Here is a 22,276-nt window from a genome sequence, read left to right as displayed (position 1 = left end):
TTATCTCCAAGGCTGCTTCAACTTAATTGCACGAAAACACCGCCGCGTTGAATACCCGATCGATTGCCATAGTTACTAATCGTCAGTGATTTCAAGTGCTCAAAAATCGATCCACCTGCTAATTCAGCAATTTTCAAAATCGGCAATTGCTTCTCTAAAATCGGCTGTGCTGCATCCCAATCAATATAGAGATAACCCGTGTTCGTTTTTTGTAATCCAGCGATCGCATTTGTGAATTCTTGACTGTTGGCGAGTGTATTGTTCTGCGCCGTCAAGATCGCATTCATCGCATTGATGGAAGTTGCAAAAATTTCGTATTTCCCGATCGTAGTATGTACTCCAACTACATCTGCTTCAATTTTCTTCGTTGCCGCACCCGACGAGAACTTCGTCCAAACTGAAACAGACTGATTGCCGACATCAATCGTACCTGTACTGATTCTTTGAGCTTTGGCTAATTCGTCTAAATGCGCGATCGCGCTTTCTGCTCCTTCTGTCTTCTCTGCCACAAACACCCAATCAGAATCCGGAATCAAAGCCAGCGCATACTCTCCAGTTACCCAACTAAAAATATCTTTCGGTAAATTGAGGTTCCATCGCTGACCCAAGGTATCAATTGGAGAATTAACCAACTTTGCCAAACTGCTCTCGCTTGAAAGCCCTGACCATAATTGATTGAGATTGATCCCCGAAGCCGAAATTGAAGCGATCGCAGGAATGTAATTCAATGCGCCAACTGCTTTGTCGCTTAATTTGGATGTTTCACCATCTCGCACGATCGCGGTTTCTGCAACTAATCCTTTGCGATCCAAACTTAGCGAAATTGCAGCCGTGGAAGCAGTTGGAGGTTCTTTACCATTGAGCTTTGCAAGTTCAGGCAAATTTGCAAACACAACTCCAATTCGTCCTCGATCGAGCGCCGCGAGTGCTGCCTGATACTGACTCGAATGTTCTAAGTTCAATTCCGCCGCTTGCACATTATTAATCGCATCCCGCAGCACTTTCGGACTATTGGCAAACAAGACATACTGGCGACCCACAACCGCACTTGCAACCGTTATGGGAACCGATTCTGATTCAATCTTGCCATAAATAATTTTTGTGCCTTGATACGCATCGAATACTAATTCAGTTCCAGCAATTGCCCGTTTCTGCCAAAACAATTGCAGAAATTCTCTCGATCGCTCAGTATCTTTCGTCGCTAAAGCCAGTAAATATCCAGCTTCTTTGCCGTTTGTCTCATCGCGATCGATATCTAACGTTGTAATTGCAGCCGTCACTTCATTGCCTAACCAGGGCTGCACATCTCGCTTGTAGTTCAGTTCCGAACTTCCTAAAACTCCTTGTTTGAATTGTTCAAATTCGGCGCGTGTTGCAGCTCGATCTCCTGGTTTTGCGGACAATTGACGCAATGTTTCTAACTGATCTGGATTCACCAAGAGCGATGCCAGTACTGGAGCTTGTTTTGGAACAAACATCGCAGCAGTAGGTGCATTTAGCCGACTGCCTTGGAATAAGCCAAGTGGACTTTGAGCAAAAATCCAGACCAAGCTAACGACTCCAATCACTAAGAGAACGCCAGCGATCGCAAAAACAAGGTTTTGAAAAGAACGGAACTTCATAAGCAATACAAGAGGCGCAAGTCACCAGACCTATTATCTAGGACGTAGGCAAACTTGCAATCGAGACTGCTGAATTTCGTTACTTTTTCATTCATTTGCTGTTTTTAATGGAACGATCGCTTCACGCCACAAAGCGATCGCATCTGAAACAAAGCGCGATCGCATTTCTTACACTCGCGATCGCATTTCTAGAGACTGTGGAGACACCCGAAAGAACGTCGCTAACTGTTGCACTTGAAGCTTCGAGGGTTGAACTGCATCGCTTAAAATCCCATCTACGATCGATGCATCTTCCAAAATCGGCACTAGATCTTGAGGCAGCAAATTCATCTCCGTCATCAGCGACCTAAGCAATGCAAGTCCCGTCAGCCTTGGAAAAACTTCCGTCCTTTCCTCATACTCATAAACTAGCGTCCCTAAAACCTTGAGATAATCCTGATCATCCTGCGTCAAAGGACTGCGATCCAGAATCGCATTAATCCGAGCTTGCGTTGCGAACAGTTCCGCATCATCAGTAATCGGACGAGGAGGAAACGCATTAATCAATTGCATATAATAACTACTCGGCATCTTCAAACCAGTCGTCATTTTTCCAATCCTCCTTGTCGTATTCTGCATGAGTCAGAACTGCTCGAATAAAAATGATCTGAAACCGATAATCCAAGTACGTGATTAATCGATAATTGTTACCACCAATATTGACGATAAAATTTCCGACTAAATCCGCAGAAGGAAACACCTCTCTGACTTGAACAAAGGTATCAAACGAGTTCGACACCACACGCTCATACCAAGTTAGCAAACTGGTCTGAGCATTCGCGTGTTTCTCCCAAAACTTTCTCAGGGTGCTTCGACTAATGACTCGCATAGAAATTGAGCTAGGTCACAGCATTCTTTAATCGATCGAACATTCGTATATTTTCATCCGGTGTTCCAATCGTAATCCGCAACCCGCCACCTGTATGCCGAATAATCGTTCCTTGCTGTCTCAATTGTTCAGTTAATTGCTCTAAATCATGACTCGATCGCGCGTAAATAAAGTTTGCTGCACTCTGCCAAAGTTGCAGATTTGGCAGTTGTTCGAGTTTTTGATAAACGATCGCTCTTTGTTCTAAAATCTCTGACACGACTGCTAAAAGGGAATCCCGTTCTGCCAAAGCTAACCGCGCCGCAGCGATCGAGAAACTTGGTAAATTAAACGGCAAGCGCATTTTCTCTAACGCTTCAATCATTTCAGGATGCGCGATCGCATATCCAACCCGATGCGCTGCTAATCGAAATGCTTTAGAAAACGTTCTCAAAATGATCCAATTCGGGTGTTCCAGCAATTGATCCGCCAAAGTCGTCTGGCTAAATTCAAAATAAGCCTCATCAATCACAACTAGAATGTTTTGCGGCAGACTTTTTAACCAGGCAATTTCGGCAGAAGTCAGCGCATTTCCGGTCGGCGAATTCGGATGAACAACAAAAACAACACGAATCGCTTGAGTATCGATCACATTCTGAGCCGCTTGCAAATCAATCTCAAAATTCTCAGGAGAACGATCCACACTCACCACTGGAATTCCCAAAGTCTTCGCCAGAATTCCATACATGGAGAACGTTGGATTGGCAACGAGAATCGACCCTTCGCCATTCAAACAAGTACACATCAGAATCGAGCGAATCAATTCATCTGAGCCGTTGCCCACTGAAATATTTGAGTTGGTGAATTGCGTTCCAGCGTATTGCGCGATCGCATCTTTCAGCGCTAAATATCCGCCATCTGGATATCGATTGGACTCGATTTCATTTTGCCAAGTCCAGGCTAATTTTTGCTTGAGTTCATCCGGGAGGTCGTATGGATTTTCATTCACATCTAAGCGATCGGGATGATCCAGATGTGAATTATCTGTATGCTGCGTGTTATATGCCGCAAATTCAGCCAGATCGGAGCGAATGAACTCAAGCATGATCAAAAAATTAAAGAGTTTGGCAGAGATCTGAGTCTATCAAACTCTTTAAAGCCTGAGACGAGGAAGAACTAGAACAATTAATGGTCGATCGCTTTCCTCTCTGCAATTCGCAACTTCGCCGATCGAGATCTGACATTCTCCCGAATCTCATCCTCCTGGGCAATAATCGGCTTCTTTGTGAGTACTGTCAAAAGTTCCGACTCTTTCAGTCGATGCTTAACGATCCGATCTTCCAAACTATGAAAACTAATAATTGCAATCCGCCCGCCTGGTTTTAGCCACATCGGAGCTTTCGCAATCAACGTCTCCAACACCTCAAGTTCTCGATTCACTGCAATTCGCAATCCTTGAAACACGCGAGTTGCCGGATGAATTCGACCATATCGATATTGCTTAGGAACGGAGTGTGCGATCGCATCCGCTAATTCCGTCGTCGTCCTAAACGGTCGCTGTTCGACAATCCGCTTGGCAATTCGCCGCGACAACCGCTCCTCACCATAGGTGTAAAAAATATCAGCCAGCTTCGACTCTTCCCAATGATTAATAATCTCGGCAGCCGTCAACTCCTGCCTGCGATCCATCCGCATATCGAGTGCCGCTTCCTGCCGAAAACTAAACCCGCGATCGGCAACATCAAGCTGCACCGAACTCACACCCAAATCCGCCAAAATTCCATCAAATCGTGTATCACCGGGATCAAATTCTGAGAAATTTTCGTGATAGAACGTAACACGCTCGCCTAATTTCGCTTTTGCCGCCGCGATCGCAGTTTCATCTTGGTCGATCGCGCTTAACCGCACCTGATCCGCTGCCGCCAAAATCAACGCACTATGCCCACCACCACCAACCGTTGCATCCAAATAATGTCCACCGCTTTGAATCGCCAAACCTTCGATCACTTCGCGACTCAAAACTGGAATATGGTGAAAATCTAAAGTCATGAAAAAAAGGGCGATCACTGCGCCATCGACTTAATTCTATCCGGGTCTAAGTGTAAATTGAATCCTGACAAAATTGATTCCAAACCGCACGAAGAGGCATGATTCTCTATAATTAAAAAAGTGCAACAAGCGCCCAAAAGCCCGAAATCTAAGCTTTTCCCAAAATCTGTGAATCGAGAGGCAGAACACCGATGGCAATGATCGAAACCAAAACAGAACCCATGGTTCTCAACATGGGTCCGCATCACCCCTCCATGCACGGGGTAATGCGCTTAATCGTCACGCTCGACGGCGAGAACGTGGTCGATTGCGAACCTGTCATTGGCTATCTTCATCGCGGCATGGAGAAAATCGCCGAAAACCGTACCAACATTATGTTCGTGCCTTATGTCAGCCGTTGGGACTACGCGGCAGGCATGTTCAACGAAGCCATCACGGTCAATGCTCCCGAACAACTCGCTGGGATCCCCGTTCCGAAACGCGCCAGCTACATCCGCATGATCATGCTGGAATTGAACCGGATCGCAAATCACCTCCTGTGGCTTGGTCCGTTCATGGCAGATGTCGGCGCACAAACTCCTTTCTTCTACATCTTCCGCGAACGCGAACTGATCTACGACCTGTGGGAAGCAGCAACAGGCTACCGCATGGTCAACCACAACTACTTTAGAATCGGCGGTGTTGCTGCGGATCTGCCGTACGGTTGGGTGGATAAGTGCTTAGACTTCTGCGACTATTTCATGCCGAAAGTCGATGAATACGAGAAGCTGATTACTGATAATCCAATCTTCCGTCGTCGCGTCGATGGTATCGGAGTCATCACTCGTGAAGATGCTATTAACTGGAGCTTATCCGGTCCAATGCTGCGCGCTTCTGGCGTGAACTGGGACTTGCGGAAAGTTGACAAATACGAGCGCTATGACGAGCTAGATTGGGATGTGCATTGGGAAACCGCAGGAGATTGCTTTGCGCGTTACCTAGTGCGGATTCGCGAAATGCGTGAGTCCGTCAAAATCATCAGACAAGCAATTAAAGGCTTGCCAGGTGGACCATTTGAGAATTTGGAAGCGAAGCGGATGCTCGAAGGTCCCAAATCCGACTGGAATGGACCCGATTATCAATTCATTGGTAAAAAAATCGCACCGACGTTCAAGATCCCCAAAGGAGAACACTACGTTCGACTCGAAAGCGGCAAAGGCGAATTGGGTGTCTTCATCATGGGAGAGGATCATATCTTCCCGTGGCGCTTCAAAGTTCGGGCAGCAGACTTCAACAACGTCCAGATTCTCCCCTACTTGGTCAAGGGCATGAAGGTGGCAGATATCGTTACGATTCTCGGTAGTATCGACATCATTATGGGATCAGTCGATCGCTAAACTCCTTGCCCAGACCTCATCAACTCCAGGCAGGTAACGAACCTGCCTTTTTTGTTGCATTCTGTATCGCGTTTGATAAAACACAACATGATGTCCTCAAATGCTTCATTTTAAGCTAGTATGAGTTGCGGCTAGATTTTAAGCTTTCAATAAACTTTTTTTAATCTCGTTCTGTGCTCACACGGAGGCAACCCAAAATCAGTTTCCGTCAACAGCTCAGTGCTAGATATTGTTTGAGAAGCGTGACTTTATTTTCGTCTGTCTACGGATATTCCTGCTAGAGACTCAGCTAGTGCGTATGCTGGAGTAGCTTTCAGGGATGTATTTCAGGCGATTCTATGGCTCGCAGCACTCTAATGAGTTCAAGGATTCGATCGAGGAGTTTCGTAGAATTTGTAGCGTATCTGGATTAACAATCTATACTTCTGTGAGAGCGTTTGGCTATTCGACTAAAGTAGGAGATTTTTCTACTTTGCCTACTCTGCTGTGAAATGGTGCTCCATTCTAGCCACTCGTCCGCCAATTTCAGCAATAACACTGAGCGAATGCACGGACAGACGCTCTTGCAGCAAAAAGATTGACTTTTTTCAACTTAGACGCTATCAATAGTATGTGAACTGAAGCGCGACCCCTAGATGTAGCGTTTCTCTCCAAAACCGGATCTTAAGCTTAATTCGAGTGATTGTTCATTTCTTGTAACGCCCTTATTCTCCACGGTTGAATTATGAAGTACCAAGAGCAGCTAACTCCCTGGGTTGTATATCAGTTGACTTCTGACCTCCAACGTCAGGTTGTCATTCGGTTCCGTCGTCGTAACGATGCAGATTCGTATTTGAAGGTTCTGACTCAGACCCGTCCAAACGCGAAGTTCATCGTAGCATTTGATGCTCCGCAGGCTACAACGAATGTCGCAGCAGAAGAACCTGCTTTGGCAAAAGCGTAAACCCTAGGCGGAGTGTGGTGCAGTTTTTGATTTTTAGTGGACGTGCATCCCTCCTTCCTGAATCCTAGATTTCAGTTTAGATAGCGATTTAGTACAGATACTCTACTGTAGCCAGCTAAAAAATGCAATAGAGTGAAGGACGATCGTTTCTAGTATTCAGGTGAATTGTGTTTGCTCAGGACAATCAATCTTTGGACGAGTCGAGTCCTCTTTACAATTTAATATCGCAGCGAATTCGCGGATGTTCACGGTTAACGTTTGCCGAATTTATGGATCTTGCGCTGTATTGCCCGCAATTGGGCTATTACACGCGACAGCGCGAGAAAATTGGGGCGAAGGGTGATTTTTTCACTTCGTCCCATTTGTCTTTTGATTTTGGGGAACTGCTGGCGGAACAGTTGATCGACATGTGGCAGGCCTTGGGTCAGCCGAATCCATTCACTGTGGTAGAAATGGGTGCGGGTCAAGGATTGCTGGCTGTGGATATTTTGCGATATCTGGAGCGCCGAGATTTAGATTGTTTTTCTGCGCTATCTTATTTAATCCTTGAGAAGTCGGCAGCCCATGTGATTGAACAGCGGCAGCGATTAGGACGTTGGATTGAAAAAGGCGCACGTATTGATTGGACGACGATCGAGAATATTCCAGAAGCCTCGATCGTGGGATGTTTCTTTTCCAACGAATTAGTCGATGCCTTTCCAGTACATTTGGTGACGGTTCAGGATCATCAACTGAAAGAAATTTATGTTGAACTCATCGATAACAGATTCAGTGAAGCGATCGCTGAGCTGTCAAGCGAGAGAATCACGAAGTATTTTGATTTTGTGGGCGTTGATGTTTCTCGCTATGCAGAAGGGTATCGCACCGAAGTGAATTTAGCTGCGCTCGATTGGATGGATGCGATCGCGAAACGGCTAAAATCTGGGTTCGTTTTAACGATCGACTATGGGTATTCAGCGACGCGGTATTACAATCCCATGCGATTAGGGGGAACATTGCAATGCTACTACCAACACAGCCATCACAACGATCCCTATATATATGTGGGAGAACAAGATATTACGGCTCATGTGAATTTCACGGCGCTGCAATTACAGGGAGAATTGTCAGGATTGCAGACTGTGGGATTGACTCAGCAGGGATTATTTTTAATGGCTTTGGGCTTGGGCGATCGATTATCGCAATTGACTCTCACCGAACCGACCAGTAGCGAGGATTTACAAAATCGATTGCAGCGCCGCGACGCATTGCATCAACTGATGAATCCAATGGGATTAGGTGGATTTGAGGTTTTGATTCAGAGCAAAGGGCTAAATGCAGACATCAAACTAAAAGGGCTAACCCACGATTGAGCCGAATCACCTGTAGGTGTAAATCAGTGAGGATAAATCCTCTATCCTCACTGATTCAGCGAGGATAGAGGATCAGAGTCTGTACTCAGAAAAATCAACTCAATCTAGAAATTCATAGATGGGTGCTGCAAATCAACCGCGAAATTTCAATTGCAGCATTGAACAGGAGTGAACAATTCACCCATCCGAATGTCCTAAACTTCTAATTTCCTGCAATTCTGTCTCGAACTTCAAGGCGAACGGGAGCAACGCCGCTTTGAACTAATCCGAGCACACGAGCCGCACCTGCAGACAAATCAATCACGCGACCACCGGAGAACGGTCCACGATCGTTAATCCGCACTGTCACTGTTCGACCATTGTCTAAATTGGTTACTTGCACCAGCGTACCAAAGGGCAAAGTTCGATGAGCCGCGGTCATCGCGTTCTGATTGAACACTTCACCACTCGCGCTCATATTGCCGTGAAAGCCAGGTCCATACCAAGACGCCATCCCCTGAGAGCGGAACCGAATGGGACCGAGAGCCACTTCTTGAGGAGCACGTTGCGGACGATTCGACACTTGGCGCAGGGGTTCTGCATTTCCAAGCAATCGGCGGAGACGATTTGCAACCTGGAGCGCATCTTGCTCAGGATCACGCGTTGAGTTTGGCAGAATCGTTTCTGGATCGACCGCGACGATCGTTTTTTTATTTGCCTCGATCACAAATCGATCGCCGGACTTTTGTTCGTTCCATCGGACGGTGATTTGATCTGCGTTAATACCGTCACGGTGGAGTTGGTTTAATTTTGCTGCGATCTCAGTGGCTCTTCTAACTGGATCAGCAGAGGAATTCTGGCGCGATGGAGTGCGAGTATCAACTTGGGAATTAGACGCACCGTATTTCAGTTTCGCGGCTTGGGTAGAGGAGTCAGCAACCTCACCGACTTTCACTTCGTCTGAGGAAATCCGGGACTGACCTAGAAACGTAACAACGGGAATATTACGGACATAGAGGGTAGCGGCTTTACGCCCAGAGATTTCGTGCGAATGAATCTTCGCGATCGATTCCTGGCTTTGGGGGGTCAGCTGTTCACCGACTTTTTGTTCTTCGCCCATCTTCACCACGGTTGGAGAAGACGGTCGGGGAGCCTCAGTAGACTCTTTCGATCCTTGGCTGGCTGCCTGGGTGGACTCCGCAAGGGCGGCGGTCACACCGACCGTACTGGAACACAGTAACGCGGCAGTCAATCCGCTAATCAATTTTTGGTTCATACATCCTATATGAGATTCACTTCAAACCTTGAGTCCGAGATGTGGCGGTCTGCCAACTGACACAACTTAAGCTGTGCTAACTCGTACTCGCTCCGTGTTCACTCCTGAGTTCAGAACTGCAACAGACTAGCATGAAGTTTTTACCCAGGGGATCAGGGTGCTATCAGTGCGAAATGAAACTTCATATTAGCTTCAAATTCTGACAAAAGACGAAGGTCTTGCATACAAAGGCTTTTAGGGATTTATAGGCAGGCTGAGGATTTTTCAGCTTCACGATAACTTTACGATAACTTCATACATTTTGTGAGGTATGCTGTTGTTTTGCAGATTCACGCGCAGGTTCATGGATTACCGGGAAGCAGGAGTTGATGTTGAAGCAGGACGGGCGTTTGTTGATCGCATTCGCGATTCTGTCAAGCGTACTTATCGTTCTGAGGTTTTAGGAGGCTTAGGTGGATTCAGCGGGTTATTTCAATTGCCGTCTGGATATCAAGAGCCGATCTTAGTTTCAGGAACGGACGGAGTTGGGACGAAGCTAAAATTGGCACATCAACTCGATGTTCACAATACGGTTGGCATTGACTTAGTGGCGATGTGTGTGAATGATGTGTTGACCTGTGGAGCCGAACCGTTATTTTTCCTCGATTATGTCGCAACAGGAAAATTGCTACCGGATCAGCTTGCAGATGTAGTAGATGGAATTGCTCAAGGCTGTGAGATGTCAGGATGTGCCCTGATGGGGGGCGAGACAGCAGAGATGCCCGGTTTTTACCAGCCGAATGAGTATGACTTGGCAGGATTTTGTGTTGGAATTGTTGAAAAGAGCAAAATTTTAGATGGCTCGCGCGTGAAAGTTGGCGATGTCGCGATCGGGCTTGCGAGTTCAGGTGTTCACAGTAATGGGTTCAGTTTGGTTCGGAAAATCGTGGTCGATCGCGGATTTGATTGGAGCGATCGACCGAGTGATTTGGGCGGTGCGACTTTAGGTGAAGTTTTACTCACACCGACTCAGCTTTATGTCAAACCGATCTTGGCAGCATTGAAAGCCGGAATTGAGATTCATGGCATGGCGCACATTACGGGAGGCGGTTTGCCAGAGAATTTGCCGCGCTGTTTAGCGCCCAATCAAACGGTTGAAATTGATCCCCATGCTTGGGAAATTTTACCGATTTTTCATTGGTTAGCGAGTCAGGGCAATGTTGCACCCAATGCCATGTTTAATACTTTTAATATGGGGATTGGTTATGTTGTGATTGTTCCAGAAGAAAGTGTCGATCGTACTTTGGAATTTTTCACAACTCACGAGTTGAAACCATCAAGAATTGGAACAGTCGTTCCAGGTTCGGGTGAATTATTAGGATTACCGGAATAACGTGCCAAAAGCGAGAAAACAGTTTGGGCAACATTGGCTAAAGAGTGAGAAAGCTTTAGCCAAAATTGTCAGTGCCGCTGAATTGAACGAAAGCGATCGCGTTTTAGAAATTGGACCAGGAACGGGGATTTTAACGCGGCAATTATTATCGCAAGCTCAGGCAGTTGTTGCGGTTGAAATTGATCGAGATTTGTGCCCGATTTTAGTTCAAAAGTTTGGGCAATTTGAGAATTTCGTCTTACTTCAAGGCGATTTTCTCACGCTCGATATTGATGAATTATTAGAGCCTTTTCCAGCATTTCAGCAGCCTCGAAAAGTCGTTGCTAATATTCCGTATAACATTACAGGTCCAATTCTCGAAAAGTTGCTAGGTACGATCGCAGCTCCCAATCCGCAGCCTTTTGAATCGATTGTCTTGCTGCTTCAAAAAGAAGTTGCTTTAAGAATTTGCGGGAATCCCAATTCGAGTCATTATGGGGCGTTGTCGATTCGAGTACAGTATTTGGCAGATGCAGAATTTATCTGTGATGTGCCAGCAAAGGCATTTTCACCTCCTCCGAAAGTCGATTCGGCAGTGATTCGTCTGAAGCCAAGAGCGATCGAGCTTCCTGCAAATGATCCGAGAAAATTAGAGACGCTTGTGAAACTAGGATTTGCAAGTCGGCGGAAAATGCTGCGGAACAATTTGAAGAGCTTAATTGAGGTTGAAGAGTTGAATCAATTGCTTGAGCGTTTGAATCTCAATCCTCAAGCAAGAGCCGAAGATTTGAGCGTGGAAGAATGGGTGACATTGAGCAATGCCTTTGTTAGGTGATATTTGTCCCTAGCGAACGGCTTGAATTTCGCTCAACCTGGCAAGAAATTTGATAGCAGATCTCTCATGTTGAGCGAAGCCAAAATACAACTCACTCGTAAATTGATCTCACTTAATGATTTACTGCCCACACGTGCGCTCATAGTAACCGTGCACATCTTCATCGATGCAACGTTTCTTTTTCTTGTCATATCTTCGGCAGTATTTTTTCTCGCGCCAAACGTTTCGAGCGCTGCGATTTTGCTCGATCGTTCTTTCTTCAAATGAGGCTGTAAACCCGCCTGATTCAAGTACCTGATTTCCCCGTTTGATTTCGTATTCAAACTGATTTTCTCCAGGGCGTACAGCTAGAAATCGACCTTTGTGCTCATCCCCAAATCGGATATCAAAATCTTCTGAAACATCTCCGTTGAAATATTCTCGATCGGTAAACGGTTTCGTCTCTCCCGGAAATCCAAATGTCACATTTCTAATGACTGCCCGAAGTTCTGGGGCAGGGCGAGTTGTCTTTGAGTAAAATCGCGATCGCGCAGAAGCCACTTGTTCGCCGGGACATTCACCTGTGTAGCGAATTCCGACGAGTGGAACGGTTGCTTGACCAGTATTGCCAACACTTCGACCTGAAAAGAGAAATCCAACCATGGGCAGATCTTGGGCATACCCTGACGTTACGGCAACCATTAGTCCAATCACTGCGAATCCAAATAGACCAAGCACTTTTTTCAGGAATGTTGTTTTCATTGTTCTACGTAAATCAAGATGACTGCTGTTGCGATTGCTTCTGTTTTCAACTGTTTGGGAGAGTTTACGGAAACACCCGTAAAAAATTATTGGTGTGAAGGTGTCCCTACAATCCCGATAATGGTATAGGTCTGACTCAGCGAATCTTATGCGATCGTATTCTCTTGTTGCTCCCGCTAAAATTAATCTCTATCTGCAAATTGTGGGCGATCGCCCCGATGGCTTCCATGAACTCGTCATGGTGCTGCAAAGCATTGAACTGGCGGATTTAGTCACAGTTCGCGCGATCGGCACGGATCAAATTCGGGTTCACTGCGATCATCCGGCAGTTCCGGTCGATCAAACAAATTTGGCATACCGAGCCGCAGAATTGATGATGCAAGAATTTCCTGAAATGGCTGCTCGATTCGGCGGTGTGGAAATTGATTTGCAGAAGCGGATTCCGATGGGGGCAGGCTTGGCAGGCGGATCGAGTAATGCGGCTGCGGTCTTGGTTGGAATTGATCTGATGTGGAATTTGGGGTTAACGCAGTGGGAACTGCAAGAACTTAGCGCCAGACTCGGATCGGATATTCCATTTTGCATTTCAGGCGGGACAGCCTTGGCAACAGGACGAGGAGAACAGCTTGCCCCGCTGACTAGCCTGGATCATCTCTATGTCGTTTTAGCAAAATATCGGGATCTGCCTGTTTCGACCCCTTGGGCGTATAAAACCTATCGGCAAAAGTTTGGTGGCACTTATCCAAAATCGCCATCAGAGATTGAAGCGAAGAAAGCGCGATCGAGAGAAATGCTCAATGCGATCGCTCATCATGATTTCAAACAAATCGGACAGCACTTATACAACGATTTGGAATTGGTCGTGTTACCAGAATTTGAGAAAATTCAACAGATCCGAGATCAGTTTGCGAAGTTTAATCCGATTGGAACGATGATGTCTGGGTCGGGATCGACTGTGTTTGCTTTGGCGGAATCGCGATCGCAAGCGGAAGAAATTCGGGAAAGAATGCGATCGAGTATTCCTGATTCGGATTTGGATCTTTGGGTGACGAAATTAAGCCAATGTGGTGTGCATTTAGCAAATTCTTAATCTACGCGATTCAGATAGCGCATTGAAGTTTTGGGCAAGTTCTTGAAGAAATTGATGTTTTAACAAGCAACCGAGATTTGTTGCCGTTGGCTTTCTCTGAGAGCCATTGGTTTTACAGTTGTTCAAATTGATCGATTAATGTTTGGATTAGACTCGCAGAAGCACGGAAGGTTGTTTGCTGAAGTCGAGCAATTGCAGTTGGAAAATCGATTTTTCCTTGTTGACCTGCTTTGACTAAGATACCTAAAACCCCGACGATGGCTAAGCCTCTTTGTGTAGCGACCGCTCTTGCAGCTTGATCGTCGAGGAGAATTAAGTCGGCTTGCAGTTCTTCAGCTAATACGATCGCGTCTCGTTCTCCTGGGTCGAGTTCATCAGCAGATAGATTGTTTGAGGTTGTAACTGCTCTGATTTCTACCCAGCTTGGAGGTTGGGCAATCCAAGCTTGAACAATTGCAGGAGATTTGGGAGCGGCTAATTCATCTCGAATGATTTCGGGAATTACGATGCGATCGTACAACTCTGGGAGTAAGTCAATCAAATCAATCAGTAAGAGATAGCAAAGAGGAGAAGTGTCAGAGATAACGATCATGGTGTAGCTAGATTACCTTCTGATTGAAGGGTTTCCAGAGTGTCTAGATCCTTCTTTAAATCAGACAGATCGTAATTGAGATCAACGGCTCGCTGCTTGAAGAAAGCATCAAGTTCCAACCGGGTTGAAAATCCAAGGAGTTCTCTCGCTTTGCCTGAGCTAATCCATGCGTTTCGATAAGCTTCAATAACGCAAAGTTCGAGCATCTTTCGCTCTAAATTTCCTGGGTTGGTTTGTAGCTGATTTCCCAGGATGTCAGGAATCTCGATCGTAATTTGCATTGTTTTATCCAAGATAAATAATTTTCAATCGCGCTCTTGTAAATAAATTACTTATACAGGTTTGGCAAGGATGGAGGCAAATGATCACGTTTTACAAGTTGATTTCATTATCGCTTACGGTCAGCATTCGGGATTCGATCGCGTCCCACACCTGTGGCGACACTCGCAAAGCAGTTTCCTTACATTGAATTATTAATTGGTTAGCGTAGAGATAATCTCTCAGAAGCCGAACATCAAGCTGAGACAAAACAGCTACCTCTATTGGTAATTGAAGCTGAGCGCACCAACTGTTCAAGATGAAATTTGCAGACTTTAAATATTCTTCAGTAGAGAGTTGCTCAATAGATTTAGTGATTCGAGGTTCTTGAAAAGATTCTATGTCCTCAAAGAAGCGCGAACTGCTAAATCTATTTTCAAAAATTTTCGTTCCTTCAATCTCTTCAAATAGAAGATGAGAAACATTATGAATGTCGCGAACCGAGCCACTAACATTTGCAATAGGCACAACGGAACGGTAGTGCATAAACTCGCGAGCTAAATCAGCAGCAAGTCTGAAGAGGTGATTTAATCTCTGAGATTTATCGAGAGCAAGCACTAGGTCTTCAGCAAGGTTTGTCTGAAGAGTGATATCGTGGGCTAAGGCAAGGAAAATTGCTAAAGCACGCTTAGTAGTAGAACTATAATCACTCTCGGTATTTGTTGTAATCAAGCTTGACCAAAGCATCAGTCTGCTAAGATCAGTACTTGTACTGATTATGTCTTTGGTCGCGCGCTCCATAAGCTCCAGCATTCTATCAGAATTTTTTAATAAGCCTGAAACCATCAGGAAAACCTCGCGCCAACGCCGCTTTGTTAGATTTGTAGTGATGAGGGCTTCGATTTGCTGTTCATCAACAATGTATTGAGCCGTAAGATATTCCTGAAACGTCAGATGCGAGAACGAATAAGTATCTCTGGCACGTTCGACTAAAATTCCTTGTTGCACTTGGATCGCATAGAGTACAGCTTCCGCATCAAGATGCTTCGGTGCATTGAGATTATTGACGAGAAAGGCTCGGATTTGCTCGGTCAGTTCTCGCTTCGAGAAAAATAGCTGATCTTCTGCAAAGCTTTGATAAGCAATCTCAGACAGTAAGACTTGTTCTAGCTGAAGGTGCAATTCTTGATAAATCGAATCGCGGTGAACTCGTCGTTCTGCTGCCCATTTCTTCAGCCAAACCTCTAGCGCTTCACCATACAGCGCTGATCTTCGCTTCGGTAAACTCTGCGATTCGTCATAAACGGCACAAAGCAAAGTCAAGAGTAAAGGAGTTTGACCGAGTTCTTTGACTGCTCTGTACTCTGAACTATCGAGCAATTGCCAATACTGCTCTGCCACTTTCGGCTCTCGTCGAAACCATTGCCGCACAAAAGTCTGCATTTGCGAATCATTAAAGTTCGCCATCGTCACATCTTTGAAACGCCGGAATCCCCCTTTATACGCAGCAATTCGACAGGAAGCGATGAAGCGGTTTTTGTCATACTTATCGACGAATGTTTCAATTTGGCTGATTGCCCGATCGACATAAACGGTCGGCACTTCATCCAAACCATCCAGCAAAATCAAAAGCTTCCCTGCTTTCAAAAGATTTTGCGTAAACACTTCCGCATTGGGAAAACCGCAAGTCTCAAACTCTTCAGCAATCAGCTTTTCAATCTCACTATGTTGATCCCCAAACTGCTTTAACTCGATAAATACCGGAATCAATTCATGTCGATACCTTGCCGTTTCCCACTTGAGCGCTTCGAGTCCGACCTTCCTTAGAAAAGTCGATTTGCCAATTCCCGGACTTCCTAGCACCATCAATCGAGGCTCAAGATTTGCGACCGCAATGCCTTCTTGCCGAGGCGTTTTCTCAAAGATAAATCCTCGTCCCATCTCTAGAAACAATTCTTTCAACGCTTCAGGACTTTCAAACCGACGGCTCTCACGGGTATTCAAAACCTGGACATCTGTATAGATCTCTTCCAAAGTCAGCGGATTATCCATCCGCAGACAATCATATTTCAGCGTACAGTGTCGCTTTTCGTAAGTTCGGACATACTCTTCGATCGCATGACCCACTTGCTGCTGGATTTTCTTATCAATTTGGTTGCCAGCTTGTTTCCAGCCTGTCTCGATCGCAAGTTTGATCAGATTCGTAATCACTGCCTGCGAGATAGGATCGATCGTCATAAGGTATCAATAGGAGGCTTTCTCTCATTGATACACTGCGATCGCGCTTCTACACGGATGATCTAGAGAAATTACAGAAACTTTCGCGATCGCATACCGAATCAATTAGAATTCATCCCCGTAGCGAGTTTGTCTGTCTCTTTGACACTCTCAACAACAGCAACACTAAAAGCCCGATCGCACAACCCAGCGCAGTAATCGCGATCGCAGGCTGCGCAGATTGCCGCAGTGCAACCGCCACAAATGCCCACACGATTACACCCGTAAAAGCCACATCTCGATATTGCAGAATAATCACACCCGTTATCGCCGCTGCAATCAATAGCATCAACACTGTCCAAACACTTGGCGCAATGCCAAACCCATTCCACTGAGAAGCGTATAAAGCAGAGGCAACATTGACGATCGTTGCAACACTAATCCAACCCAAGTAAATCCGAATTGGAATCTGAGCCAACCATTTTTCTTCACGTGAAATCCGAGTATTTTGAAATCTTGACCACCAATATGCAGCAATCAAATTCAATAAAATCCCCAACATGAAGACAACAGACCACCAGAACTGCTGCAATTGAAATAAATACACCCAAACAATCTGAAAAATCGATGCCCAGATGATCGGAGCACGTAATTTGAGTAAACGGGGATTATATCGCTGAGCCGGAAGCACTTGATAAATGCCAAAGCTGACTAAACCAAGATAAATCACACCCCAAATCGCAAACGCATAATTCGCTGGCGTGATCAAAACTCCGCCTAAAACCTGATTTGCGATCGCTCCAATATTCAAGCCTCGCAACGGAAACACATTGGAAAGCGCATTAATCACGATCGCCGCGAGAATTGAGATCAAGGTTGCACTCTGAAGCAGCGGTGCAGCGGGAGAATTGCGCTCAGAATTTTGCATATCGCTTTCTAGAATTCACTGATCTAGCGTAGCGGGTTTTCTGCACTTCAACTTCTACTCGATGACTTGGGCTGAATCCACTTCCAGAGCGGATGACTTTCACCCTGTTGCCAAATCTTGAACACCATTCGTTCCAGTCTTTCCTGCTCAGGTTTGGGCAGACCAAACAGAATATTTCGGCTCTGCCAAACCAGGACACTCACCGTTAGACCAATACACAACCCTAAGCCAAGTGCAGCAACCAAATTGTTCGCTAACCCATGCCGCAATGCTGCCCAGGTAAAGTAATCTTGCATCAACGAAATCGGATATCGTAACCCCCAGAGACTCAGTGCCCCGAGCGTCAACCACAGTCCGATGAGGGTCAGCCACCGACCCAATACTGTCAATTGATGCAAGCGTTGCACAGCGGCTTGAAATTTGGGGTCAAGTTTGGGTGCATTCGGGTCAATGAAATCTGGAGGTGTCATACTTTATCGTTACTCGGCTTCTACTGCTGCCGTTTTCACCGGGGCAAAGGCTCGACCCCGCTTCTCACGCCACAGTGCCAATAGTGTACTCGCGATAAAGATACTTGAATACGCTCCCATAGCAAATCCGATAATCAACGCCAATGCAAAATTCTTCAGCGTTTCGCCTCCGAAGAAAAACAGCGCAAATAACGTCAATAACACCGTCAAAGTTGTGTTGATCGATCGCGTTAAGGTCTGATTGACTGCATCATCGACAATCTCATTGATATGCTGACCTGGGTTAAGTTGAATCGTCTCGCGAATACGATCGTAGATGACAACCGTATCGTTGACCGAGAAACCCACGATCGTCAGTAGCGCCACAACGAACAAGCTATCGACTTCGGTTCTCAAAGACGTTAACCCCAGAATTGCGAAGAAACCAACGGTGATCAGCACATCGTGGAAAAGCGCGAGAATTGCAAAAATCGCATAGTCCAACTCAAAGCGAATTGTCATGTAGAACGTGATGCCTGCAAAGGAAACAATCAGCGCCAAGAGTGCAGATTGAAATAGCTGTTTCCCGATCGTCGGACCGACAGTATCAATCTGCGTTTTCGCCGCATCAAATTTGCCAATTTTCGATTGCAGTTCTGCTTGCAGCTTGGTGCGCTGATCCACGCTTAATGTATTCGTCCGAATCAACACTGCTCGCTGATCCTGACCGACAAGTTGAAGGCTCGAGTCGCCTAAATTCTCAGTCTTCAACACTTCACGAATTGCGTCGAGGCTGATGGGCTTATCACAATTTCCAGGCTGACTGCAATCGAGTTCTAGTTGCAGACGCGTTCCACCTTTAAAGTCGAGTCCCGGACGTAAGGGTGTGCCGATTTGAGTTTGGAGCATCAGCATGGCAATGATGCTTGCGAGGATACAGATTGCAGAAATCGCCCACCACAGTCCTCGCTGGCGAATGACATTCAGTTTCATGAAGCGGTCTCCGAGATCGATTGATTAGCTTTGGGAACGTTGGGGCTGTACCATTCAGGCTTGCGTAATCCGGCAAAGGTCAAGGCATACAGCAGGAGGGTGCGGCTACAAGTCACAGCCGTAAACATACTAATGGCGACACCGAGCAGAAGTGTAACTCCGAATCCACGAACTAGCCCAGAACCGAGAAAAATCAGAGCAAGACAAGCGATCGCGGTGGTCACATTACTATCGAGAATGCTGGAAAAGGCACGGAAGAATCCAGACTCAACCGATCGATACAGGGTTTTACCAGACTGCAATTCTTCACGAGTCCGTTCAAAGATCAGAATATTCGCATCGACTGCCATGCCAATACTGAGAATAAATCCAGCGATTCCAGGCAAGGTCAGCGTTACGCCTAAGAGTTTGAATCCGGCATAGGTGAGGAGCGCATAGATGACAAGCGAGATTGCTGAAATCACGCCAGGGAGCCGATAATAGACAACCATGAAGCCCAACACAAAGAGCAATCCACCCAGTCCAGCGTAGATACTGCTCTGAATACTATCGCGTCCCAGAGTTGCACCGACTGTCCGGTTTTCGACGACTTCAACAGGCAGCGGGAGTGAGCCGCCTCGCAACTGTACAGCTAAGTCTGTCGCTTCTTGGGCTGTAAAGTTTCCGGTAATGACTGCACCTCCACCTGTGATGCCAGTCTGTGCGAATTCTGCACCGACGCTAGGAAAGCTAATTAAGCCGTTGTCTAAGAAAATTCCGAGGGAGCGACCTGTTCCTGCCAAGCTTTTGGTGAGTTGGGCAAATTTATCGCCGCCTTCTTGATCAAATCTCAGTGCGACACTGAAAGCACTTGAACCGGGGGCAGATTCGGGCTGAGCATTCTGTAAGTTTCTACCACCTAATGCAGGTGAGTCGAATAAAGCGGCGATCGCGTCATTGCTACGCTTGAGAGCGGCCTGATTTTCGGCGATCGCTTTTTCGTCGTTTGATTTTCGCAGTTCTTTTTGTTTGTCGAGCAATTCTCGGCGAATTTGATATTCGATCGGGAGTTGCTGTTCTGTTCCAGGTTTTTGTGCCCGAAAATCGAGTTGAGCGGTTCCGCCGAGTACTCGTTCTGCCTGTTCGGGATCGCTAACTCCCGGTAACTGGACGAGAATCTGATTTTCGCCTGCTGTTTGTACGAGCGGTTCTGATACACCGAGTCCATTAATCCGCCCTTCGATGACGCGCTGGACATCTCCAAGCTGTTCGGATGTAATGTTTTTGATCTCTGCGGTGGGTTTGACCTGAATCGTAATTTGCGACCCGCCGCGTAAGTCCAATCCTAATAGTGTTGGAAAGTGCCGCTCATCCACAATGATGTAAATGGAGGCAAGCACCATCACCAAAATGAGTATTAATAATCCTCGTTGCCGTCCCATAGCAAATCCCGTTATGACAAAGGTTATGATAGCGCTTTCTATGCAGGACGTTGCATTCGATACGGTTCGAGTAATAAAAATAGCCTTACGAAGCCGCTAAGAAATTTGCTCCGGGGTTAGAACATTTGCAACAAGCTGACAATTCGATCGCACCCTAATCACCATTTTGCTGCCTGACTTGCTGCAACAATTCTTGAATGGATAACACGGGTATAGGGGAATTCAAAAACCCTTGAACATCACGGGTCACAATTGCTGCCAATCCTTGAGCAACCGCACTAAAAATTTGCACAGCATCTTCAAAATCAAGCACACCAGAGTTGAAAGCTGAGTCTAGAACGACACGATCGACCGGACAAACCATCATGGCAGTCAGTGTTTCTGAGACTGCTTGCCGCGCTTGCTCAATACTTCGGGTGTGCCTACGTGAGATGTAAAAAATATCCGTTAAGGTTGTCGCTGTAACGTATCCGATAACCTCTCCCACATCGATCGCCTGAAATAGCAATTCTGCATCTTGGGAAAAAGGCTCTCGTTGTAGCAGCAAAGTCTAGAACAATATTGGTATCAATCAAAACTCTCACTGAAGATACTTCTCCAACCGTCGCTCTTCCAGCATCGTTGCCACTTCTTCATCAGTTGGGGCAGGCTGGTCTGTTTTCAACAAACCTCTCATTCGTTGGATTGCACCAGAGCGGACAGGTTGGGGTACTGAAGTATCTTGCAGAGATTCAATAATGGCAGAGATTAGTGCAAGGCGATCGCTGGGCGGCAACTTGAAGATTTGTGCCTTTAGTTCTTGTGACAACATAGACTTTCCCAGAATCAACAGGATTTACCGTCTAGTATGAGCGATCCCGTTCTTAATCACCAAGTTGATGCTGACTTGATTGACATCGGTGAATCAGTTTAAGGTCAATCGATCGCTGTTCTTCGATCGATTGACCCTTCTCGCTACACCTTAAGCGGAACCATATTCCGAACTGCTTCCACAATCTGCGGCGGTTGCACGATCGTTAACGCTTCCAGTGTTCCGTTATAAGGAGTCGGAATATCTTGCGAGGACATCCGCAACACCGGAGCATCTAACTCATCAAAGAAGAGATCGTTAATCGAAGCGGTCAACTCTGCTCCAATTCCACCCGTTCTCATACATTCTTCAACGATGATTACACGATGAGTTTTCCGAATCGATTCACCGATCGTTTCAAAGTCTAAGGGCTTCAGTGAAAGCAAATCGATCACTTCCGCGTCATAGCCTTCTTTTTCCAACGTTTTCATCGCTTGCATCACGTGGTGACGCATCCGCGAATAGGTCAGAATCGTCACATCTTTACCTTTGCGAACGATTTCTGCCTTATCGAGCGGCAAGTAGTACTCTTCGTCTGGCAAATCTTCTTTCAAGTTGTACAGCAGAACATGCTCAAAGAAGAGAACAGGATTGTCATCACGAATGGCAGATTTGAGTAATCCTTTCGCGTTATATGGCGTTGAGCAGGTCACAATTTTCAAACCTGGAACCGCTTGGAAATACGCTTCTAATCGCTGAGAGTGTTCTGCACCTAGCCGACTTCCGACTCCACCGGGGCCGCGAATCACAACCGGAATTTTGAAATTCCCGCCAGACGTGTAGCGCAACATGCCCGCATTGTTTGAAATCTGGTTAAATGCCAGCAGCAAAAATCCCATATTCATCCCTTCAATAATGGGACGCAATCCAGTCATTGCTGCACCAATCGCCATACCCGTGAAGCTATTTTCGGCGATCGGGGTATCTAACAATCGCAAATCGCCGTACTTCTTATGCAAATCTTTGGTGACTTTATAGGAGCCGCCATAATGCCCGACATCTTCTCCCATCACCAATACTGTCGGGTCTTTTGCCATTTCTTCGTCGATCGCTTCCCGAAGGGCGTTAAAGAAGATTGTCTCTGCCATTGCGTTTAAGGTGTAATGT

23 protein-coding genes are annotated in these 22,276 nt (G+C 46.1%); 6 read left to right on the top strand and 17 right to left on the bottom strand.

The genetic code is table 11. The features are described from left to right. Positions 1-17: 17 nt before the first annotated feature. The 5 genes from OU814_RS13055 to rsmH form a co-directional block, all read right to left on the bottom strand. Positions 18-1,622, bottom strand: coding sequence for a DUF3352 domain-containing protein (locus OU814_RS13055; protein ID WP_268183402.1), 1,605 nt, complete (start codon positions 1,620-1,622; stop codon positions 18-20). Positions 1,623-1,790: 168 nt separating this feature from the next. Next, a complete protein-coding gene (locus OU814_RS13050; RefSeq protein ID WP_268183399.1) occupies positions 1,791-2,210 on the bottom strand; it encodes a helix-turn-helix domain-containing protein in 420 nt (139 codons plus the stop codon). Continuing rightward, positions 2,182-2,490, bottom strand: a complete 309-nt coding sequence (locus OU814_RS13045) for a type II toxin-antitoxin system HigB family toxin (protein WP_268183397.1) — start codon at positions 2,488-2,490, stop codon at positions 2,182-2,184. The genes OU814_RS13050 and OU814_RS13045 overlap by 29 nt, the downstream gene beginning before the upstream one ends. A gap of 10 nt (positions 2,491-2,500) precedes the next feature. Continuing rightward, a complete protein-coding gene (locus OU814_RS13040; protein ID WP_268183394.1) occupies positions 2,501-3,574 on the bottom strand; it encodes a histidinol-phosphate transaminase in 1,074 nt (357 codons plus the stop codon). A gap of 80 nt (positions 3,575-3,654) precedes the next feature. Beyond that, positions 3,655-4,518, bottom strand: a complete 864-nt coding sequence (gene rsmH, locus OU814_RS13035) for a 16S rRNA (cytosine(1402)-N(4))-methyltransferase RsmH (RefSeq protein WP_268183392.1) — start codon at positions 4,516-4,518, stop codon at positions 3,655-3,657. A 191-nt stretch (positions 4,519-4,709) separates the two neighbouring features. On the opposite strand from rsmH, the gene OU814_RS13030 reads away from it, so the two are divergent. The 3 genes from OU814_RS13030 (at position 4,710) to OU814_RS13020 (ending at position 8,189) form a co-directional block, all read left to right on the top strand. Further along, positions 4,710-5,894, top strand: coding sequence for an NAD(P)H-quinone oxidoreductase subunit H (locus OU814_RS13030; protein WP_017286391.1), 1,185 nt, complete (start codon positions 4,710-4,712; stop codon positions 5,892-5,894). Positions 5,895-6,618: 724 nt separating this feature from the next. Further along, entirely contained in the window at positions 6,619-6,837 is a 219-nt protein-coding gene (locus OU814_RS13025) for a hypothetical protein (protein WP_017286390.1), read from the top strand. A 269-nt stretch (positions 6,838-7,106) separates the two neighbouring features. Next, positions 7,107-8,189, top strand: coding sequence for a class I SAM-dependent methyltransferase (locus tag OU814_RS13020; RefSeq protein WP_268183389.1), 1,083 nt, complete (start codon positions 7,107-7,109; stop codon positions 8,187-8,189). Positions 8,190-8,391: 202 nt separating this feature from the next. Here OU814_RS13020 and OU814_RS13015 read toward each other — a convergent pair whose 3' ends face one another. Next, complete coding sequence (locus OU814_RS13015; RefSeq protein WP_017286388.1) at positions 8,392-9,444, bottom strand: septal ring lytic transglycosylase RlpA family protein; 1,053 nt, start codon at positions 9,442-9,444, stop codon at positions 8,392-8,394. Positions 9,445-9,787: 343 nt separating this feature from the next. On the opposite strand from OU814_RS13015, the gene purM reads away from it, so the two are divergent. Further along, a complete protein-coding gene (purM, locus tag OU814_RS13010; protein WP_268183386.1) occupies positions 9,788-10,816 on the top strand; it encodes a phosphoribosylformylglycinamidine cyclo-ligase in 1,029 nt (342 codons plus the stop codon). Between the two features lies 1 nt (position 10,817). Further along, positions 10,818-11,630, top strand: coding sequence for a 16S rRNA (adenine(1518)-N(6)/adenine(1519)-N(6))-dimethyltransferase RsmA (gene rsmA / locus OU814_RS13005; RefSeq protein WP_268183383.1), 813 nt, complete (start codon positions 10,818-10,820; stop codon positions 11,628-11,630). A gap of 120 nt (positions 11,631-11,750) precedes the next feature. Here rsmA and OU814_RS13000 read toward each other — a convergent pair whose 3' ends face one another. Continuing rightward, positions 11,751-12,371: a hypothetical protein gene (locus OU814_RS13000; RefSeq protein ID WP_017286385.1), complete on the bottom strand. Its 621-nt coding sequence runs from the start codon at positions 12,369-12,371 to the stop codon at positions 11,751-11,753. Positions 12,372-12,519: 148 nt separating this feature from the next. Between OU814_RS13000 and ispE the strand changes: the two genes are divergently transcribed. Further along, positions 12,520-13,461 carry a 4-(cytidine 5'-diphospho)-2-C-methyl-D-erythritol kinase gene (gene ispE, locus OU814_RS12995; RefSeq protein WP_017286384.1) on the top strand — a complete coding sequence of 314 codons (942 nt, stop codon included), beginning with the start codon at positions 12,520-12,522 and terminating at the stop codon, positions 13,459-13,461. 112 nt (positions 13,462-13,573) lie between these two features. Here ispE and OU814_RS12990 read toward each other — a convergent pair whose 3' ends face one another. The 10 genes from OU814_RS12990 to OU814_RS12945 form a co-directional block, all read right to left on the bottom strand. Continuing rightward, positions 13,574-14,053 carry a DUF3368 domain-containing protein gene (locus OU814_RS12990; protein WP_190647160.1) on the bottom strand — a complete coding sequence of 160 codons (480 nt, stop codon included), beginning with the start codon at positions 14,051-14,053 and terminating at the stop codon, positions 13,574-13,576. Next, positions 14,050-14,334 carry a UPF0175 family protein gene (locus OU814_RS12985; protein WP_017286382.1) on the bottom strand — a complete coding sequence of 95 codons (285 nt, stop codon included), beginning with the start codon at positions 14,332-14,334 and terminating at the stop codon, positions 14,050-14,052. Before OU814_RS12985 ends, OU814_RS12990 begins: the two co-directional genes overlap by 4 nt. Positions 14,335-14,425: 91 nt before the next feature. Next, positions 14,426-16,549 (bottom strand): NACHT domain-containing protein, encoded by a 2,124-nt coding sequence (locus tag OU814_RS12980; RefSeq protein ID WP_268183378.1) that lies wholly within the window; start codon positions 16,547-16,549, stop codon positions 14,426-14,428. Positions 16,550-16,661: 112 nt separating this feature from the next. Further along, a complete protein-coding gene (locus tag OU814_RS12975; RefSeq protein WP_268183376.1) occupies positions 16,662-17,456 on the bottom strand; it encodes a tryptophan-rich sensory protein in 795 nt (264 codons plus the stop codon). A 47-nt stretch (positions 17,457-17,503) separates the two neighbouring features. Beyond that, positions 17,504-17,926, bottom strand: a complete 423-nt coding sequence (locus tag OU814_RS12970; protein ID WP_268183374.1) for a hypothetical protein — start codon at positions 17,924-17,926, stop codon at positions 17,504-17,506. Positions 17,927-17,935: 9 nt separating this feature from the next. Continuing rightward, the gene (secF, locus tag OU814_RS12965; RefSeq protein ID WP_268183372.1) at positions 17,936-18,898 is read right to left on the bottom strand and encodes a protein translocase subunit SecF; all 963 of its coding nucleotides are present in this window, start codon (positions 18,896-18,898) and stop codon (positions 17,936-17,938) included. After that, positions 18,895-20,319, bottom strand: a complete 1,425-nt coding sequence (gene secD / locus OU814_RS12960; RefSeq protein ID WP_268183370.1) for a protein translocase subunit SecD — start codon at positions 20,317-20,319, stop codon at positions 18,895-18,897. Before secD ends, secF begins: the two co-directional genes overlap by 4 nt. Before the next feature lie 154 nt (positions 20,320-20,473). Beyond that, the gene (locus tag OU814_RS12955) at positions 20,474-20,866 is read right to left on the bottom strand and encodes a type II toxin-antitoxin system VapC family toxin (protein WP_268183368.1); all 393 of its coding nucleotides are present in this window, start codon (positions 20,864-20,866) and stop codon (positions 20,474-20,476) included. Between the two features lie 33 nt (positions 20,867-20,899). Continuing rightward, the gene (locus OU814_RS12950; protein WP_190647153.1) at positions 20,900-21,130 is read right to left on the bottom strand and encodes a hypothetical protein; all 231 of its coding nucleotides are present in this window, start codon (positions 21,128-21,130) and stop codon (positions 20,900-20,902) included. 143 nt (positions 21,131-21,273) lie between these two features. Next, positions 21,274-22,257, bottom strand: coding sequence for an alpha-ketoacid dehydrogenase subunit beta (locus OU814_RS12945; protein ID WP_268183366.1), 984 nt, complete (start codon positions 22,255-22,257; stop codon positions 21,274-21,276). Positions 22,258-22,276: the final 19 nt, after the last annotated feature.

Origin of the sequence: Leptolyngbya sp. GGD, from assembly GCF_026735145.1 — a bacterium.
GTDB lineage: Bacteria > Cyanobacteriota > Cyanobacteriia > Leptolyngbyales > Leptolyngbyaceae > Leptolyngbya > Leptolyngbya boryana.
The sequence above is the reverse complement of the archived record's forward strand: the minus strand, read 5'-3'. Positions and strand labels throughout refer to the sequence as shown.